Origin of the sequence: Okeania sp. SIO2B3 (assembly GCF_010672525.1) — a bacterium.
Classification (GTDB): Bacteria; Cyanobacteriota; Cyanobacteriia; order Cyanobacteriales; family Microcoleaceae; genus Okeania.
On sequence record NZ_JAAHGH010000131.1, the window covers coordinates 1 to 17,721 of the forward strand.

Below are 17,721 nucleotides of genomic sequence, written 5' to 3' on the forward strand. Positions count from 1 at the left end.
TTGTATGCGCTCAGATAGTTGCCAACCAAAACGCTCTTATTTACAAAATGTATGACGCTGCACAGCCGTGACACTCTCCTTGTATTTCTGCCATACTGTCATCTCCCCCGATTTTTTTCACTCTCCGTCATATAGGGAAGTGCAGTTATCAATGTTGTAAGTAGCAGTTAGGGGCGCGATCGTTGACTGCTGCATACCGACCCCCACTGCCCTAATACCGACTTCCTCTACCCTTAGAAGGCTCAAATTCCAGGAGTTTGAGAGGGCAACGCCCGCGATGGGAGTGGAATTTAAAAGCCGCAGTTATGGGCGCGATCGTTGACTGCTGCGATACCGTTCCCACTACCTTACAAGGCTCAAATCGTGGGAGTTTGAGTTGCTACAAGCTGCAATGGGAGTGCAAATTTCAAATAGCTTTGAGCTTTGACTCTAATCTGTACAAACGAGTGTATTTTTACTACGCATGAGTGTATTAAAAATACACTTGAGTGCAATTTTTGTAAAACATGAGGGCCGCGTCGCAAAAACAAGATTTTGCCTATAGCTAAAAACACTGGCAAGCAATGGCAAATGTAATACATTTTTTATGGCCTTGAGCTTTGACTCCAATTTGTACAAACAAGTGCATTTTTACTACGCATGAGTGTATTAAAAATACACTTGAGTGCAATGCACGGCCAGACGTGTAAGCGCAAAACTCAAAACGGAGCTACCTGAAATATCTAAAGCGCTTCACCCAGGCGCAAAATGCCACTCTCCACTATCGATGAGTTGCTCTACAAAGCCGATCACCTTACTAGCTAAGGCTTCACTTAGCTTTGCAGCTTCTTTGATTACATTCCAGCCGAAAGTTTGAACCTTATGCTTGAAAGCTTCTATTGGAGTGAGGTCTGGCTGTTGTACTGGTGGAGCAGCGATTAGGATTTCTAAGTCCTTCGCAAAGTCAGGCAGATAATCTTCATATAGAGTTAAGTCTCCCAGCGGAGTATCTGGGGGTGGCTGATATAAATCTAGCTTGGTTTTAATGTCATTGCCCCCTATATCATTTATACTAAATAGGCCATCTGACATCTGCTCTGATTCCGTTTGGACTTTATTCTCAGGCGACGTTAGATTTAATACTGCTTTTGCCTCTTCCCACTTGCTATTACTGCTTTTGTCTGAAGCTGCAGCAATAGGGTCGTATTTTTGAGCTAGGCATTTTGATAATATAGTTCGGACTAGCTCGAAATCTAAGGCCACTTTTTTACTTCCTTTGGCCGGGGCAAATTTGTAATAACGATTACCAGCAGCTTCCCTTTTCTCAAGACGTACTTCGTAACCTATTAAGTTCAATACTTGCTTTAAGTATTTAATGGCATCCTTTCCTGGGGTAATCCCTAATGCTGCTGATATGCTCTTACTCCGGCGGGCTTTCGTTAGTAGCTGCTTGATTTCAGGGTCGTGGCACGTCCACAGTCTATCGGACTCTAGGAAATACTTGATATTGAGTTTTTCCAGTGCCTTGATTTTTAAATGTCGCGATCGCACATCTCCTAAAAATTTCATTCCTCCCAGGGCTAAGTATCCCCACAGTTCCTGCTGTTGTTCCTCGATGTGTTCTGGATGGTAAAGGAAGTAGTACAGCTCTGATTGGCTGATAAAGTCTCTCTGCTTCCTGAATAAATAGATGAGTTCTTCACTCCAAATAGTGGAGTTTTCAATGCCTGGCAGTCTATCTTTATAGCCAGCTTTGATAATTTCGCAGCGATCGGGCCAAGTTGCGTCAAATTTGGCTAACAACTCTTTCACTTCTTCTGGAGATTTATCCAGGGCTTTAAATATATCTCGTGATTCATCCCGCACAACTGTTTCGCTTGCTTCACTGAGAATTTTGGCTCCCTCATCATCATGCTTCAGTTCTACTAATTTAACTTCATGTCCTGCCTCGGTGAGTATTTCGATTAGGCATTCTCTGAGGTTGGCTTTTTCATAGTTTTCTATGGCTTTGAGTTTTGCCCAAGCATCATAGTGCGGATTATCGGCGATGTTCTGTTCTACTAAGGTTTCAATGTATTTAAATAGTTCTGGTAAATCTTTGGTAACTGTTGCAGCATCTTGGAGTAAATAGTCTTTCAGGGTTTCTATTACTTCATTGGCTTCTGGAGAGCTGAAGTTTTCATTATTTGTCTTGCTGTACTCAGGACAGGCTATATGCCATTGCACATTTGGGTCGCGCACTCGCCCTGCCATTTGCATTTGGGTGTTGGTTCCCACTATTCCAAAAAATAATCCATAAACATCGGTAAAGTAGTCTCTGATATTGATGTCTATGCCTGATTGAACTGTTGGAGAGACTACTATGAATTCTGGTAGATTGGCTTTGATCCAGCCATCAGGGTCTGTCATGAATTTTCTGGCTTGCCCGTACTTTTCTGCGATGGTTTTACTGTCTACTCTTAAGCCTTTTTTCCCGCAGATGTGGGTGAGTATCCAGTCAATTGCTTCGGCCTTTTTCTGCGAGTCAACGGTAATGAAAGGGAGTCCGCTACTCATAATCATGGGCATATAGGGAGAAATATCTCTACTATTTAATCCCTTTTCTCTTAGTGGCTTTTCCATGTTTTCAGGCATTCTGGATTTATTGTTGGAGGTGCCTACTAGAAGTTCTACAGGTGCGCGATCGCCTTTATATTGGTTTTCCACTTTGATGACTTTTCTATATCCTGCATATTTAATGATATAGTCATCAAGTGCCCAATCGGCTAAATTAGCGTCTAGACAGATAATCACTTTTGCCCGCTTGAGACATTCGCCCCAAAGTCTCAAGCAATTAGAACGATTTGCATTGAGGGTTTTGGAGTGTAAGAGATGTCTTATTGTCTCCATTACTTCGTCAAGAACTACCACTGCACCGTCAAACCATTTTGGATCTAAGTAGTGTGGTAGTGAATCGGGGCATAAGGCTATTTTGCTGGTTTCTTCGTGGAGTAGGTAGAAGCATTTCTCGCTCTGCAAGTGATTGAATCCAAGGCGTTTGGCGTTTTGTAGCAGCAGGCCGTTACGCGCTGCTATCATTATGCCTTTGTTGTTATAGAATTGTCCGCCTTCATCAAACAGATCGTTTAGTCTATCAATTGTGGGGCCTTGGAATTTGCCCTGTAAGAGTGTTGTTTTGCCTGTGCCTGTATTTGCTTTTATGCCTACTAATGAGCCGTCGGGTATTTCGTCTTCATATTCGGTGTACTTCTGATTTTGAGTAATGGTTGGAGTGAATTTACGGGTTTCGCGCCACCACTTTTTGAATTTCTCTGCACGCTGTTGGAACCATCTCGCAAGGCGTTCGGTTTCTGCTTTCTGCTTTTCTGGGGTGCTAGGATTGCGCCATTGTCGCCACTTTTCCCAGGGTTTACAGTTCTCTCTGTAGTCTTTCCAGTCGATGGCGTTTTCGATTATGGGGTCAATATCGCCTCCAGCTACTACGAAATCATCTACTGCATTTTTACCATTCTCGACATCTGGCAGCATAGCTACAGTCACTTTACAGCCGGATTTGGACAATAATTTGGCCGTGGCAATGATTGCTTTGTAAACGTTAATTTTTGTTTTAAGCTTGGCGTCATTGTCGAAAAGTATTGTTACAGGACGACCTGGACAGGCAAATAAGGCCAAATCAGGAATCAAATGTTCCCCAAATTTTGTAATTGGATTGGTGTATTTCCGGCCCATCCAGATACCGGGTAGGCCAATGGCTGCATATCTGAGGGACAATAAACAGCCTGCTTTTTTTGAACCTTCTTCAAGGATGATGGGGACTTCTGAATTATTTTGGACCCATTGCCAAAATCCGCCTGGTCTTAGTCTGTCTTCTGGGGTTATGGGGACATTGTAGCGACGGGCGATCGTTTCCCATGTCCAGTCAGGCGATCGTAGAAAAACGGCTCTACTAGGTACGCCAGAAGGGCTTAGGTATTTGGCTGCTTCTTCTAATTGGCCAGTTTTTTTGCTTAAGTATGGTTGTGCTAGGAGGCTGTCTGGGTCTGGTTTGAATCGTCCCCATTCCATTTCGTCCCATGTTTGGGGGTCGATTCCGTTGACTCCCCAACCGGAACTATCTAGGCATTTATCATATTTTCTCAGTCCGCCAGCGTCTAAGCGCCCTGAGTTGGTGCGTTTGGGGTTTGGGGTTAGGAAGTCGAACAGCTTACAGTCGGGACTCCAATCCTCATGTTTGCTGAAGCTTTGGACGTTGAGTTTGACGATTTCGGGATGGACTGCTGATTCTGTTGTCCATTCTTGGAAGTGGGTTTGATTTATCATGGTGGCCTACTGATGTTGAGAGTAGACCAAGTGGAGGCTTTTATTTTGAACGGCGTATCTCACCGTTATAATTGCAAAATAATGATTTTTATTGACAAAAATGTATTACAATTACAGCAGACAATATCCTAAAAGAGCACCTTTGATTTATGGCTGTCTTTTGATGAACAGGATGTCTATTGACCTTACTTGGGTCTACTTGAAGAAAATCGCGTTCTAGTTTGGTAGACTGGTGGGCGCGATTTTCTCGTTTTGACGTGTTAATTTAATAGGTTACTACGAAATTCCTGAGTATAGGACACTTCACTACATTTTCTGCTAAAGTATCAAATGTTTAACTAGGGTTGCTTAGTATAATGTGAACAAAGGTAAGCGTTAATTGCCTGCGAGAGATTGATCGGTAGCCAGTCTAATAAATGCTTCTTCAAAGCTAAGGCCATGTTGCTTCGCTGCAAAGTTGATAGTCCGGCACCTAACCTCAAAATGTTCTCTCAATTGTGCTGCAAGCAAATTATGAATGTCTGAGCTGAGGCTCCTGTTAGCAGCAGCTACAAAAGCTTTTTCAAAAAAATAGTCAAACTGAGACATAGGCCCGCAAGTAAACCTAGTATCTTTAGCCGGGCTAATTCCAGCAGCTATCATGTCCCAATCCACATCTTTTTCAAAATCCATGTCTTAAAAATACTTGACTTTGATGTATATACTATGTACAATAACATCAAGTTGATGCATAAACAACCTGTAGCGACTAAAATTTAAAGACGGGACAAACTAAGGCTGGAACCCTTAAGAGTGTCCCTAGCCCAAAAGTACATCACTACTTAAGGACATAACAATGACATTAGCATTAGAACGGCCAATGAGTCCAGCTTGCGACTCAACATTGGCTGATGATATTCGACATTTAGTGGATAGTCTTGACGAAAAAATCTACGACATTGTCAGGGACTATCAAGAAATATTTTGCTGTGAAGTGATATTGATAGACGATCGCTCCCATCATTGGCAGCTAGAAATCCACGACAGCGGAGAAATTGAACTACTACACCAGAAGTATTTGAGTAATGGGGAGCTGCAAGATATTAGCTTCACCCCAATTACCGTCATAACTCAGTTCATTATTGCTTTGACTGAATCTAGGCAATAAGAATTTTGGCTGCGCGATCGCCGATCACCTCTAAACTAATCCCCAAAAAGCCTTGACATTACTAGGCTTTTTGATTCTCGTACAAAATTAAATTAACTCAAATCTATACATTCAAGGAGAATACTAATGGCTGCTCAAGAAGGAAAAGAAACCTCTATCCACGGTCTCGGATATTATGGAGCATCTCAAGAAATTAATGAGAAACTAGACTACGACGGTTACAGACCTAAACTATCAGAACAAACTAAACAAGGAATCATTGAAGCTATCTCAAACGACTATCCTGACATAAAAACTTGCAGCAAACGTGACCAGATTGCTATAGCAGAGTGGGTAGTAAATGAAGGAGATTGGAGGGCAAAAACGGCAACCCATATAAATATGCAACCCAAAGGGACAGTGTTGGGCGAGTTTGTCAGAGTGGGCGCAAACGTGAAGGTGCAGTACAGGCACGGCTTGTCAAACGATTTTATAAATTTAGCAGGGTGCAAAAGTGAGGAGCAAGCCCAAGTTTTAGCCGCTCAACTAAATCGACTATTACAAGGGGTACAAGAATAATGGACAAAAATTACATCAAAAAACAGGCATTAAGAATGCGCGAGTATATAGATACCCCTCATTTGTATTTGGATGCAGTATATAGATTGCTAAGTAATGCAAATGCAATTCCAGTAGCATACGAGAACTCCGACAACCTCACAGAAGCAGATATCAAGAAAGCAGAAACTATCGCAGCGAAGGCATTGAAAGATGGTATCAATACCATTTTGAAAGCTGAAATCAATCATCTAGCTAGGGAACTGGCCTTACTATCAGGGTATGTTTTTCCCGAACGCTATGACTTTTTCAGTAGTCTTAATCCCCGCGCTCAACACTTTGAATCTTTAGCCGAGAGGGCATTTGAAGTGATTCAGGGAGTAACATTAGATGCTTAACCTGTTATATTTCAGTATCTTCACCGCTCTATCCTGGCTAGCTGTAATTGAAATCATCTGTGCCCTGACTTAACCTAAAAGTCCCTAGTTTAATAACTAGGGGCGATTGCACTCAAACATTGCTATGAAATCATTGCTCAAACCCATCCCAGAAATAGACCCAATAATACTACTAAAAGAACCGTACAACTTCAAAGAATCGGAACTAGCATCAGCCCTCGGATGCTCAATTCACAGCGTTGCATCATGGCGATACAACCGCCGTCAACCTCAAAAGAGTATCAGAAAATTAGCAGCAGTTGTACAGAAAAAATTAGATAAGCGCTTGCACAAACTGAATTCTTAAGCTCCCGTTCCAATTCACAACATAAAAACACAAACACTAGGAGACTAAAAATGTTATTTTTCCTCAATCCCGTTACCACTCTAGTAGACTCTTTAAGCCAAGAAGAAGTCCTCACTAAAGTCTACCTCGGTTTGTCATTAGCTATGACCAAACCCATCACCAACTCCGTAGGAGAATTCAGGTTCTACTATAGGCGTTTTCTCGGTTACATCATCCATAACCTTGAGTCTACCATTGCAGAGATAGAAGGTAAGGCGTACGCGGAAGCTCCAACAGAAGAAGTAAAAGCTTTGCCTGTACCAGAAGTAGAACCCACCCGTCCTGAGCAAAAATCAGAAGCTTTGGTTGTTGAGCCAGCTCAAGCCTCATCAACAACTCAACCCCCAGAAATTGCCAACACAGAAATAGTAGAAGCTGTTGAAGCTGATGAAACAGAAGAGGACTCAGACTGGCCGATACCAGAACCCATCCCCAACAATAACTCAAAACTGAGTACAGAAGAAGGTATCGCTATCCTACTAGAGTGCGAAACCAAGCTGCAATTGATGGCCAAGAAAAAAGACATAGGAGACAAGCTAGTCAAAAAAACCTGGGATGCAATGACCCTCGTTCAGAAAAACTATTTGCAGTTAATCAGCCTCCGCAATAACGTTACCAAGCCATTCGCTACTCTAGGCTATCAGCTAGCGTATCAACCAACCAAAGATGCTAAACCCCGCTCTTCCCGCCTTATCGGATTTTACCTCTATGGTGAAAAACTACCCCAAGCCGACGAACGGGCGATACTCATAAAAGGTGAGACCGAACCCACAATATGCAGTAAGTCACATTTAAGACCGTTCAAAGACTCAACACCAGCAACAGAAACAGAAATCAAGTTGTTAGAAAAACTGTTAACAGAGCCACAAGAATCAGAACCCACAGCAGAAACAATTGCAGCCAATACATTTGCAGGATTAGCTACCCCAAAGCTGCCAACTGGTTCAGAGACTGGAAACAAGCCAGAGTTGCCACCATCCGAGCCAAGCGCCGTACAAACAGAACTCGACCTCAAAACCCCACCACCAGAACAAAAAAAGTCTAAAGTAACTGCTACACCATTACTTGAACTGGTTGCGAGTGAAATCAAAAAAATCAACTCTGAGTTAACTTTTGGCTATAATGACAACGGTAAATCAACCTTCCTGGATATTTACCACGGTTCATCCAGTATAGGAACATTTGAGGACGATGGTGAAGACCTATGGTCATTCAACACCGCAAAGATGCTGCACCACGGCTTCACAAAAGAAATGATTGATGCCTTGGGTGAGATTGAATTGTCCCCAAAAGCGTAGCATCATCTGGAGAAGTACTGTCCTCTCCTAATATTGGAGAGGATTTAGATGATGACTATCAGTACAGCGTTACAACAGAGCAACTGGACTTAGCTTGCAATATAGACGATGATGACCCTAGCTGGATGGATGCAATCAAAGCTGAAATAGAGAAGCTAGAAGGCTTTGTAGCAGAGCATGATGAGATGATTATGAAAGTTTTCCACTGGGGAACAAAAGCGGGAAGTTGTTATCACTACGGCTCCTATTTAGATATTACTCCTAGCTTAATTAATGAGCTGGCAAAATACGACCTCAAGTTAGAAGCCTTCATGGCAGCGTCGGACATCAACTATAAACTCATCAAAACCAAACAAATTAAGCATCCTACCCAAAGACCAGACCTGCACTATAACATTACTTGGACAGGAGACCACATAGGCACAATCAGTGATAACGATATCACCTGTTGGTTTTCCTATAACCACACAAAGGAATGCGAACACATTGAACTAATCTATAAAAATCGTCCCTCTTGCAGTGACTGGCCAGACTACTTAAACGGTGAACTTAAACCCTGGTTCGATGCTTTATGGTACGACATCAAAACCAACAACCGTCAGCCGAGACGATTCAACTTAGCACAGCGCATAGGTTCTCATCTACCTCTAGGATATAAAGCTTACTCAGACGGATTCAACAAAGCAGAAGTTCAACGAACATTGAAGAAATACGCCTATATGACACAACGAGGCGATCGCTATATCGTCTCCAAACGACCTATACCACAAGAAAAAGACATCAGCACAGAAAGCTTAACTGAAGCCGTCGCCCTCTTACTCAAAATGATTAATTATCAATAAAAGCAATGCTAACACAAATGCCACAAATCAACCCCACCGAACTTTTACATCAAACTTACAACCCTATTAACAAGAACGAACTAGCAGAATTACTAGGTGTCTCGTATAGCACTGTATGTAGTTGGATCGAACGTCGTCGCAATCCCTCCAAGACAGCTCGGATACTAGCAGCAATACTTCTGAACCAATGGCGTTCGCATCCAAAGTCAATATAAAATATGTGTCCATATTACTAATGACCTCACTTACTCAGTGGGGTCATTTTTATGAGTTCAAATATTTTCCTACATTGTACGTTGTTATTATCAAGGAGTTCTGTAACGATATCAATAGAGACAAAAAAGAACACGCACAACCTATTGAATTGAGGATTATTGTATGCTCGCAACGTCCAGAATTACAAAAAAGAGGGAATCAGAACAACTGAGAACAGAACGTATTTGCCTAGGGATAGACAGCGGTAACGGGTTCCTCAAAGCCTATACTGACAAAGGTCATAGCATCAAAATCCCTAGCTACATCTACACTCCTTCTTCAGAAACAGAGAGCAACATAGTTGCTAAAGAAGGTTGCTCTGTTGTATACTTATCCGGCTCTCGTTATAGCGATTTAGGAGGCAAGCAATGGCTAATAGGTTCCCCTGCTTACAGCGCCTCACCACAGGGAAAATTAGAAATAGCTCAATTAGACCGAGGTAAAGTTGACTATGCTTTGCAACTATTTCTAGGTGCTATTGGATGTATGGGTATAGATGCAGATAATTTAGAAGTAAATATCTGTATCTCCATCCATCATGCTAAGAGCTTCAAAGATGACCTAACCAAAGCATTACAAGGCTGTCACACTGTCGAACTGGGTGATAAATTCTACACCATCACTATTAACCAGGTGTTGGTAGTTAACGAAGGTAAGGGTGTGTTAGCAGCATTACTAGCAAGTGGGCGCGTTACCAATGACCATAAAGTATTACTACTAGACTGCGGATATGGAACGACAATATCAACTGTTTATCAATTCAAAAAACAGATTGACAGAAATGTGATGACCTTTGGTGTCAGGGAACTTTACACAGCGATCGCCAAGCACCCCGACATGATGAAAGCCAGAAATGGTCGTGAAGGTGATTTATCTATAATTCGTGAAGGCATTGAAAATCAAAGTTTCCAGTATGGCAAGTATCAGCCTTTTAGTTTTGCTGAAGTGTATCGCTCCTGTCTTAGAGCTTGGGCTAACGATAATTTGAGAGCTACTCTGACAGACCTCAAAGACCAAATTGATTCTGCTGATTGTATGTTTGCTGTTGGTGGTGGTGCTTGTTTGCCCAGGATTGATACAGTCCTCCAAAATGTAGGTTTTCAAGTTCTCAACAATGCTCATACTCTTAATGCTGAAGGCTTATTAGCTTTAGCAATACACAGATTAGGAGGTAAAAGCTAATGAATAATTGGCAATCTCGGAAAGCGTCTATCAAACGTCACCAGTTGCCATTTCTTCGGCAACTAGCTGACGAGATGGGGTATTTTTCAATTTCCGATGCTGTTGACTACGCGATTGATGCCTACAAGAGATATAGAGCTTTAGAACAGGCTAATGTGGTAATTCAACCACAGAAACAGTCACAGTCAACACCGCCTATCCTACAGCCACAAAAAGACTTAGATGATGTTTTCAATGGATTAGATATGGAGGATTAAATATGTCAACCGAACACGATTACCAGCAACTTTACGAGCAAAACAAAGAGGCGATAGCCATTCTAGAAACCATTCTTTATTCGCTCTATCAAACCAGAATAAAAATCAAATCTAAACTACTAGAACAGGCATTAAATCAAGGAGCAATTCATGCAGATAATTAAAGTTTTAGGAGTACGAAAAGATAGGATTGACAAGTGGTTTAATTTCAGCAATATAACTCCTAATCAAGCTCAACTAGCTGTGGCACCTCAAGGATATGAACCACTTTTATGCAGGAAATATCGAATGACTCAGATGCCTTTGAAATACTTAATAAATAGGAAAAGTAAGTGAGACGTTTACTCTCAGTAATTTGATTAACAATTATCCAGGCTCATCTCAATAAACACAATAAAAATATTAGGAGAAATCCAGCAATCAAGAAACAATAGAACCAGGAAAAAGTAGGAAAAATTAAATATGTTGGGATTTAAAGGTAATAGCAATGCCAGGGAAAAAGTCAATTACTATTCATATATGAACAGTAACGAATGGAAAAATAAATCAAGGAAATTCAGAAGAAAAACAGGAGATAGATGTCAGATATTTCCTTGGTTAAAAGCCGAAAGTAGTCACCACACTAACTATAATAATTTAGGATCTGAGCAGTGGAATGTAGACTGTATAGTCATTTCACACTCAGCGCACAAACTTATACATGGATGGTTGGCTGGTTTTCGGCGAGATGTTGGGGTATCCAAGCAAAACGAAAATCCTAAAAACAAATACCCTAATAGCTTGCAAAAAACTATTCATTGGTATGCACGAATTGTCGGAGTAGTTTTGTATTTGATTAAATTTATTTAGACTAACCTCATTGGAGAAAAAATGAAATTTCACTCCCAATTTATCCCGCAATATGTAGATACATTTCTGCGGTTTCCTAATGCACCTCCACATATCAAATATCTGAATGATGAGCGCTGCAGAAGGAAAAAATTCAAACAATTAAAACTAACTCAAAAAGGAGTAAAAATTAATGTCAAACAATGATTTATTTTTCGGCGGTTCTGAAGTCGGTAACAAGAATTCAGCCGGAAAAACAGCAGCTATTTCTCCCGGTTGTATAACCCCTGAGAATAGTGGTTACAGTCACATCTTCCTAGAAGAAGGTAGTAATGCTATCTCAACATGGGAGGCTAATGGTTTGATGTCATCTGAACAGGAAGTTGCAAGCAACCAAGAACTAGCTAAAGAATTGAAAAAGCAAGCTGCTTTTGCTGGTAAAAATTACGCTGCTATCAAGTCTATGGCTCAAAGTGAAAGTACGATCGCCAAGTTCTGGAGTAAATCTAAATTGATTATAGCGCAGTCAGTGAAGAAGCAGTGGGATGCCTTCAACGCAATGTTCACAGGAATGGATAGGTTGTGGGCAGGATACGATGTTGGCAAGCACCGCCGTCAGCAGCAATTCCAAATGATAGATCAGCAACGCCAAGCAACTATTGGCACTATGCAACAGAAGCACTCAGAGCAGTTAGCTGCATTGAGTTCAAAGAATTAATATAGTTTCGTTGAGGGGTGAAATTCCCCTCGAAAATATCATGGCAAAGTACAAGTTAATTTGGTACGCGAGTTTGGGTGTATTCAGCGCGTGCTTATCAATATTGATTGCAGAAATAGTACAAATGTATCCGGGTTTGGCACTCTGTTATTTTGGAATTGTGTACGGCGCTTACCGAATTTTTCAAGGAAACCAACACCCAGAAGCAAGAGATGGTATGGCAGCTAACCTAGCACGAGGAAAAATAGATTTCGGCTGGTGTCTACTCATAGCATTTACCGGAGTAGTAGTAGGAGGTGCTAGTTCATGGCTATTATGGATAGTCCAGCAACTTTCCTTGTAGGAGGTCTAGGTTGTATGGCGATCGCTCTCCACCCCAACAGTTCAAATGCAGTCAGCGCTTACTTTGCGGGTTGTGGGTTAGCATCTGCTGGCTATGCCATGAAACGCTCCTACGAGCTGCAAGTAGAAGGAGCGATCGCCAACACCATGAGAGAATATCAAGTCTCCTCCACAGCAGCAGAAGCAGAAATCAGAATCAATCAAATATACGAGTCTGCATATCCACAGCAACTACCGATGATGATGCCATCAAATACTGAACTTGATGCGGATAAATATTTTGAATGGATAAGGTTTGTAACTGAGTCTGACAAGTACCCCCACGCCATACTAGAAGCAGAAACAGGAGGAGGTAAAAGCACCTTAGCAACAGCATTAGTCAAGTACTTGGGAGGTGAAGCAATAGTATCAAACCCACATTACAAACCAGGTGATTTTTCAGAGTTTACTAACTATTGTAAGGGAATGAATTACGGCAGTTGGAAACAAGACAAAATTCCTGAGCATTACCTCAAAGATAATGAATCAATGGAAACGCTGTTTAAAGATTTTATTGATGATAATTTACCTTTTTCAGTTAGTTGCGCTCATTTTTTCAAAATCATTCACATAGAAATGAAACGGCGTTACAAACTGAGAGAAAAGGGGATAGAAAACTATCCTTTTGTTAACGTAATTGCTGATGAGTTTAATGAAACTATTGACGAGCTGAAGCAATCAAAATCTGCTAAGGATGATGAATGGTTTAAGCCTACATTTAAACAATGTTTTATTTCCATTCTTAGACAAGCAAGAAAAGTCAACATTAGACTAATTGGATTAGTACAAAATGCAGAACTTGAGGCACTGGATTTAAAAGGTTTAGGTTCAGTTAGGAAATGTTTTAAGAGAATAAGATTAGGAGAAATAGCTAAGACTTATAGTAAGAGAATTGACCCCGAAGTTTACGCTTGGTGTCACACTCAAGAGTACCCAATTTTAGTAGAAGATACTCCAGCAAAATTACCCATCCCTATTAATGCAATGGCTCTGGAATCTGTCCTAGTTAGTAATAGTGAACCAGAAAAAGAAGGGGAGTCAAGTAAACTTAATTCTGCTAATAATTCAGAAAACAATCAAGATGATATTGCTAAGGATAATTTAGAAAAAAATCAAGATAATTCAGTAGAAGATACAGAAGACAACAATCAGGAAATATCCGAAAAAAAAATCAATTTACAAAAAGATAATCTACCAAAGCTAGAACAAATAGAGCAAGAGATATTAGCTTTTTGTGCTATGCAAAAGTCAGTCACATCTAGGGAAGTACAAATTAAGTTTAAAAAGTATAAGCTCAACGCAAATACTATTAAATCAATCCTCAAAGATTTTGCAGAAAAAGGTATTGGTAGTGTAACAGAGAAGCAGGTAGGAGGCAAAACAAGCTTCATATTCACAACCAATGACACATCTGATGTTGCCCCAGGGACAGCAGATGTTGATTAGATGTTACTGGCCGATGTTGCTTCATGTTTTATGGGATGTTCAGCGTTTTAGTTTTGTTTCTGTTTTTCTGGGAAATCTTAAAAATTATCAAGGAAGCTGCACGAGGTAGGCGATCGCGGTGACAACTAATATTCTATAAATAAAGTTACAGATAAAAAAATATTAAATAGGAGACAAAACTATGAAACAAGTATTACAACCAAATCCTGATAATCAACCAAGTTTAATCCCTCAAATAATCAAAACATTTTTGCCAGTTGTAGGATTGTGTTTAGTATTAGGAGGGGGTGGGCTAGTAGCAGTATTTAGTCAGAAGCCTAAAACGGAAAAGTTGACTCCAAATGTAGAAGTAAATACAGAGATTATACAGCCCAAATTACCACCATATACATTATTTGTGGAGGGTGAGAAAGTTAGGGTTAAGTTTCACAGTAATGATTCAGATATAGAGTTTTCTAATTTATCAGATAAGCAAAAAGTTTGTCTGGCAAATGGTGGTGGTATTGGCTGTGTTTTACCTGGTTATCAACCATTGTTAGAAGTTGAACAAAAAACGACTGCTTCTTCTGGAATTAAGCGTCAAACTTTCAAGGTTTCAGATATAGAAGTTAGTCAAAAAACGATAGACAATATTATGGTTGGTGGTGGTGTTATTTTAGGTCTTTTACTAATTAATAAGTTTAGAAAGTAATCAACAAAAAGTTTTAAGCAAATTTCTGAGGTTGTTTTTTAGATTTGACAAAGTTAAAGCTAAAAAACAACCCTGGCAGGAGTGTGAGGATGGCCAAGAATCCTCACCTATTCGCGATGTTCCGCGAATAGTCTTCATTGATTTTATATAGTTTCAAAAACTTTTAAAATAGTAAATATTAATAATATTAATGACTAATACCATTTCTCTGTAACAATGTGCTTAATAATTATTCCTCAGACCTTATTAAACTGACTATTCTCATCTTTATATTCACCGCAACTTCATGGGGAAATGGTATAAAATCTTAATCATTTGAATATAATTGTTTGCTTTTCGGGTGGTGGTGTAAATTGTGTATTGACACTTGTTTATCAACCATTAGTGAAAGTAGTGGAGTCTGAACCCAACCAGACGGCACAAAATGAAATCAAGCATCAAACTTTCAAAATTCCATATCTAGAAGTTAGTCAAAAAACGATAGACAATATCATGGTTACTGCTGGTGTTTTTTTGCTTCTTATTAATCAATAAATTAAGAAAACACTTAATACAAATTAATTCCTAGAAGCTTCAAAAGTTATGGGAATTTTTTTATTATTTGATATTAATTTATGCTCAACACGAGGACGAAAATATGGCCATTTTTTACTAAAATCTTGTACTATGTACAGTGACAACAGTACTGTACACTATACATAGTACAGTACAGCAAACAGAACAATGAATGTCCAGGAATTACTATTAAGGTACGACTTAAGCTCTCGTGCCACACTCTACACTCGTCTCAAAGTTTTAGGGTTTGAATTGGCTAAAGATGATAATGAAAAAGCTTTTGCTACTCCAGAACAATTGGTACATCTAGACCAACTACACGAACATATTAAGGCCGGAAAGAAAATGTCCACTTTTGTTAGGCCGTCTCAAGTCGATGTAGTATCAGCTAAGACTGTACAGTCCAGTGTACACAGTACAGAACAAAAAAAGGCTAAAAAGGGGCTTCTGACTGAACAGCCCACAGTACAGTCAGCTAATGCTGAAGTTCTTTTAGAAAGTTTGGTCGGGGTGATTATTAATAATCTTAATCCTCCGAAAAATCCATTAGAAAAAAATAGAGCATTAAAGGAATGTGAACAAAAAAATTGGCTTTTGACTACTAAAGAGATTGAGGAAATAGTAGGTAGAAAACCTAGAAAAAATCAAGGTGAAAGCTACTGTATTATTGGTGGTTGGAAATTCATTGCTAAAGGTAAATCAGGAAATCAAACTCTTTGGGGAGTTGAACAATTGAAACTTTGAATTAAGCGCTATTTTGTGTTATAATTAAATTTTGAATAACATTAAATAGCAATAAGTTTTAAGGAAAAAGTTATGACTATAGCAGCAAAAATGGAAGTGGTTCTAAAGATTTCCGAACTACCAGAGGCAGAAACTGTTGAGAATGGTTGGCAAAAGTTTGAGTTAGATGCTGATGGTATTATTGTCAGTATGACTGTCAAGCCAAAAATGTTTAAGAAGTTGACTCAAGCTTCAGAGAATTATCCTCAGTGGGTTGCTGCGATTGGTGGAAAGATGGGACAAAGCACAGAGAATGGGTTTATCCTTGAGCAGCCGAATATTCAAGTATTTGAGAAAAAACCCAAGGCTGAAAAGTCAGCATAAGAGAAGCTTGACAAAGTACACACAGACAGGTAGGCTGTACTCAGCCTACCAACATCCCATCCAAGGATCGATTTTTGGAGCATAAATATTGGAATGAATGGATCGGTGGATTGAATCGTAATATAAGGATCGATCTGATGCGATCAAAACTAGAATATTTTCCTCGCTACAATGATTGAGGGAGTAGTATGATTTGATTAGAGTTTATTTAGATACCAGTGTTTATAATCGTCCTTTTGATGACCAAACACAGAATAAAATCGCCTTAGAGACTGAAGCAGTTTTGTTGATTTTAGGGATGATTGAAAATCAAGAGATTGAATTAGTCAACTCAAGTATTCTCGACTATGAAAATAGCCGTAATCCTAAATTAAATCAAAAACAGAACATGATAGTCTTTCAGCAAATGGCACTTATAAGACAAGCCAAAACAAAAGAAGTAGAAAAAAGAGCCAAGGAGTTAGAAAATCAAGGAATTAAAACCTTTGATGCTCTTCACGTTGCCAGTGCAGAATCAGCAAACTGTGACTATTTTATAACTTGTGATCGACGATTAATTAATCGTTGTCAAACTTTATCAACTCTTAAAACTGTTAACCCTATTAATTTTATTGCTGAGGTGTAAAATGACAGTTAAAATACCTGAAAATGAACAATTAATCGAAAAAGTTTTACTGATTTTACAAAAGCAATTACCCCCTATTGATTTTTTGCGCTTTGTAGCAATCTTTAATCTAGGAAAAGGTGATTATCTGGCTTTCAAAAATCAACTACAAGAAAACGAAACCGTAGAAAGTTTATGTCAAAAAATAGATGAATATGAAACAGGGGCAAAACCTTAAATTTCAACTCTTAGCAGAAAAAATAATTAATCATCACAAGGAGAGCGTCATAAAGTACAGGGTTGCAAAGTTTGTTTAAGGTGGCTCTCACTGCCTGCCACCTAAAGTTTGAGCCAGCCAGCAATACCATTAATATAAACTGGTCTAACAGTCGTGAAAAAGTTATTGCTGGCACTTTTGCATTTAATGAAAAGCTCAAAAGTAAATCGGCGTTGCAATTAATCCAGGCCGGAAAAGTTCGTTATTACTGGTCTGGGGCGTGCCTCAATTGTTGGCGGAGCGCGTAGTGCTATCAAATACAGTGTTCAGCTACTATGCGCTCCAACCTTTGATTGAACTCGTCAGGAGTTAATTTACAGACGGGTTCCCGTTTGGGATGAACTTTGAGGATATTTGCTGCTGCATTTCTACCTGTACCTTCTGGTGGGAGAGTGAAAAAAATCGGGGGAGATGACAATATATGGTAATATGGACAAATGTCTAATTACTCCGAACCCGTTATCTACCAACTCAAAGTCGTACTACTGGGTATTAGTCCGATGATATGGCGTCG

Annotated in this window: 25 protein-coding genes; 22 read left to right on the forward strand and 3 right to left on the reverse strand. The window is 39.7% G+C overall.

From position 1 onward, the window contains the following. Positions 1–732: 732 nt before the first annotated feature. Together F6K15_RS34055 and F6K15_RS34060 are read right to left on the reverse strand one after the other, a co-directional pair. Positions 733–4,299, reverse strand: coding sequence for a plasmid replication protein, CyRepA1 family (locus F6K15_RS34055; protein WP_293069956.1), 3,567 nt, complete (start codon positions 4,297–4,299; stop codon positions 733–735). A 375-nt stretch (positions 4,300–4,674) separates the two neighbouring features. After that, on the reverse strand, positions 4,675–4,971 hold the full coding sequence (locus F6K15_RS34060) for a hypothetical protein (RefSeq protein ID WP_293069958.1): 297 nt from the start codon (positions 4,969–4,971) through the stop codon (positions 4,675–4,677). A 163-nt stretch (positions 4,972–5,134) separates the two neighbouring features. Between F6K15_RS34060 and F6K15_RS34065 the strand changes: the two genes are divergently transcribed. The 22 genes from F6K15_RS34065 to F6K15_RS34170 all read left to right on the forward strand — a co-directional run bounded on the left by F6K15_RS34065 (position 5,135) and on the right by F6K15_RS34170 (position 17,168). Then, positions 5,135–5,446, forward strand: a complete 312-nt coding sequence (locus tag F6K15_RS34065; protein ID WP_293069959.1) for a hypothetical protein — start codon at positions 5,135–5,137, stop codon at positions 5,444–5,446. Positions 5,447–5,572: 126 nt separating this feature from the next. After that, positions 5,573–6,004, forward strand: coding sequence for a hypothetical protein (locus F6K15_RS34070; protein WP_293069961.1), 432 nt, complete (start codon positions 5,573–5,575; stop codon positions 6,002–6,004). After that, positions 6,004–6,381 carry a hypothetical protein gene (locus F6K15_RS34075; RefSeq protein WP_293069963.1) on the forward strand — a complete coding sequence of 126 codons (378 nt, stop codon included), beginning with the start codon at positions 6,004–6,006 and terminating at the stop codon, positions 6,379–6,381. Before F6K15_RS34070 ends, F6K15_RS34075 begins: the two co-directional genes overlap by 1 nt. 106 nt (positions 6,382–6,487) lie before the next feature. Then, positions 6,488–6,727 (forward strand): hypothetical protein, encoded by a 240-nt coding sequence (locus F6K15_RS34080; protein ID WP_293069964.1) that lies wholly within the window; start codon positions 6,488–6,490, stop codon positions 6,725–6,727. Between the two features lie 50 nt (positions 6,728–6,777). Next, entirely contained in the window at positions 6,778–8,064 is a 1,287-nt protein-coding gene (locus F6K15_RS34085; RefSeq protein ID WP_293069966.1) for a hypothetical protein, read from the forward strand. A 125-nt stretch (positions 8,065–8,189) separates the two neighbouring features. Beyond that, entirely contained in the window at positions 8,190–8,906 is a 717-nt protein-coding gene (locus F6K15_RS34090; protein WP_293069968.1) for a hypothetical protein, read from the forward strand. A gap of 5 nt (positions 8,907–8,911) precedes the next feature. Beyond that, positions 8,912–9,121 (forward strand): helix-turn-helix domain-containing protein, encoded by a 210-nt coding sequence (locus tag F6K15_RS34095; protein WP_293069970.1) that lies wholly within the window; start codon positions 8,912–8,914, stop codon positions 9,119–9,121. 163 nt (positions 9,122–9,284) lie between these two features. Beyond that, a complete protein-coding gene (locus tag F6K15_RS34100; RefSeq protein ID WP_293069972.1) occupies positions 9,285–10,343 on the forward strand; it encodes a ParM/StbA family protein in 1,059 nt (352 codons plus the stop codon). Beyond that, complete coding sequence (locus tag F6K15_RS34105; RefSeq protein ID WP_293069974.1) at positions 10,343–10,600, forward strand: hypothetical protein; 258 nt, start codon at positions 10,343–10,345, stop codon at positions 10,598–10,600. The genes F6K15_RS34100 and F6K15_RS34105 overlap by 1 nt, the downstream gene beginning before the upstream one ends. A 2-nt stretch (positions 10,601–10,602) precedes the next feature. Then, positions 10,603–10,764, forward strand: a complete 162-nt coding sequence (locus tag F6K15_RS34110; protein ID WP_293069976.1) for a hypothetical protein — start codon at positions 10,603–10,605, stop codon at positions 10,762–10,764. Then, positions 10,751–10,936: a hypothetical protein gene (locus tag F6K15_RS34115; RefSeq protein ID WP_293069978.1), complete on the forward strand. Its 186-nt coding sequence runs from the start codon at positions 10,751–10,753 to the stop codon at positions 10,934–10,936. Before F6K15_RS34110 ends, F6K15_RS34115 begins: the two co-directional genes overlap by 14 nt. Positions 10,937–11,062: 126 nt before the next feature. After that, on the forward strand, positions 11,063–11,449 hold the full coding sequence (locus F6K15_RS34120; protein ID WP_293069980.1) for a hypothetical protein: 387 nt from the start codon (positions 11,063–11,065) through the stop codon (positions 11,447–11,449). A gap of 21 nt (positions 11,450–11,470) precedes the next feature. Beyond that, complete coding sequence (locus F6K15_RS34125; protein ID WP_293069982.1) at positions 11,471–11,635, forward strand: hypothetical protein; 165 nt, start codon at positions 11,471–11,473, stop codon at positions 11,633–11,635. Beyond that, positions 11,622–12,146 (forward strand): hypothetical protein, encoded by a 525-nt coding sequence (locus tag F6K15_RS34130; RefSeq protein ID WP_293069984.1) that lies wholly within the window; start codon positions 11,622–11,624, stop codon positions 12,144–12,146. Before F6K15_RS34125 ends, F6K15_RS34130 begins: the two co-directional genes overlap by 14 nt. A 40-nt stretch (positions 12,147–12,186) precedes the next feature. Beyond that, on the forward strand, positions 12,187–12,489 hold the full coding sequence (locus F6K15_RS34135) for a hypothetical protein (protein WP_293069986.1): 303 nt from the start codon (positions 12,187–12,189) through the stop codon (positions 12,487–12,489). Continuing rightward, positions 12,453–13,973, forward strand: coding sequence for a hypothetical protein (locus F6K15_RS34140; RefSeq protein WP_293069988.1), 1,521 nt, complete (start codon positions 12,453–12,455; stop codon positions 13,971–13,973). The genes F6K15_RS34135 and F6K15_RS34140 overlap by 37 nt, the downstream gene beginning before the upstream one ends. A gap of 181 nt (positions 13,974–14,154) precedes the next feature. Then, positions 14,155–14,664, forward strand: a complete 510-nt coding sequence (locus F6K15_RS34145) for a hypothetical protein (RefSeq protein WP_293069990.1) — start codon at positions 14,155–14,157, stop codon at positions 14,662–14,664. 315 nt (positions 14,665–14,979) lie between these two features. Beyond that, complete coding sequence (locus tag F6K15_RS34150; RefSeq protein WP_293069992.1) at positions 14,980–15,198, forward strand: hypothetical protein; 219 nt, start codon at positions 14,980–14,982, stop codon at positions 15,196–15,198. Between the two features lie 189 nt (positions 15,199–15,387). Continuing rightward, on the forward strand, positions 15,388–15,963 hold the full coding sequence (locus F6K15_RS34155) for a hypothetical protein (RefSeq protein WP_293069994.1): 576 nt from the start codon (positions 15,388–15,390) through the stop codon (positions 15,961–15,963). 72 nt (positions 15,964–16,035) lie between these two features. Continuing rightward, positions 16,036–16,326 carry a fertility inhibition FinO-like protein gene (locus tag F6K15_RS34160; RefSeq protein ID WP_293069996.1) on the forward strand — a complete coding sequence of 97 codons (291 nt, stop codon included), beginning with the start codon at positions 16,036–16,038 and terminating at the stop codon, positions 16,324–16,326. Positions 16,327–16,519: 193 nt separating this feature from the next. Then, positions 16,520–16,951, forward strand: a complete 432-nt coding sequence (locus F6K15_RS34165) for a PIN domain-containing protein (protein WP_293069998.1) — start codon at positions 16,520–16,522, stop codon at positions 16,949–16,951. A gap of 1 nt (position 16,952) precedes the next feature. After that, the gene (locus F6K15_RS34170) at positions 16,953–17,168 is read left to right on the forward strand and encodes a hypothetical protein (protein WP_202219576.1); all 216 of its coding nucleotides are present in this window, start codon (positions 16,953–16,955) and stop codon (positions 17,166–17,168) included. Positions 17,169–17,460: 292 nt separating this feature from the next. Here F6K15_RS34170 and F6K15_RS34175 read toward each other — a convergent pair whose 3' ends face one another. Next, positions 17,461–17,625 carry a hypothetical protein gene (locus F6K15_RS34175; protein WP_293070003.1) on the reverse strand — a complete coding sequence of 55 codons (165 nt, stop codon included), beginning with the start codon at positions 17,623–17,625 and terminating at the stop codon, positions 17,461–17,463. Positions 17,626–17,721: the final 96 nt, after the last annotated feature.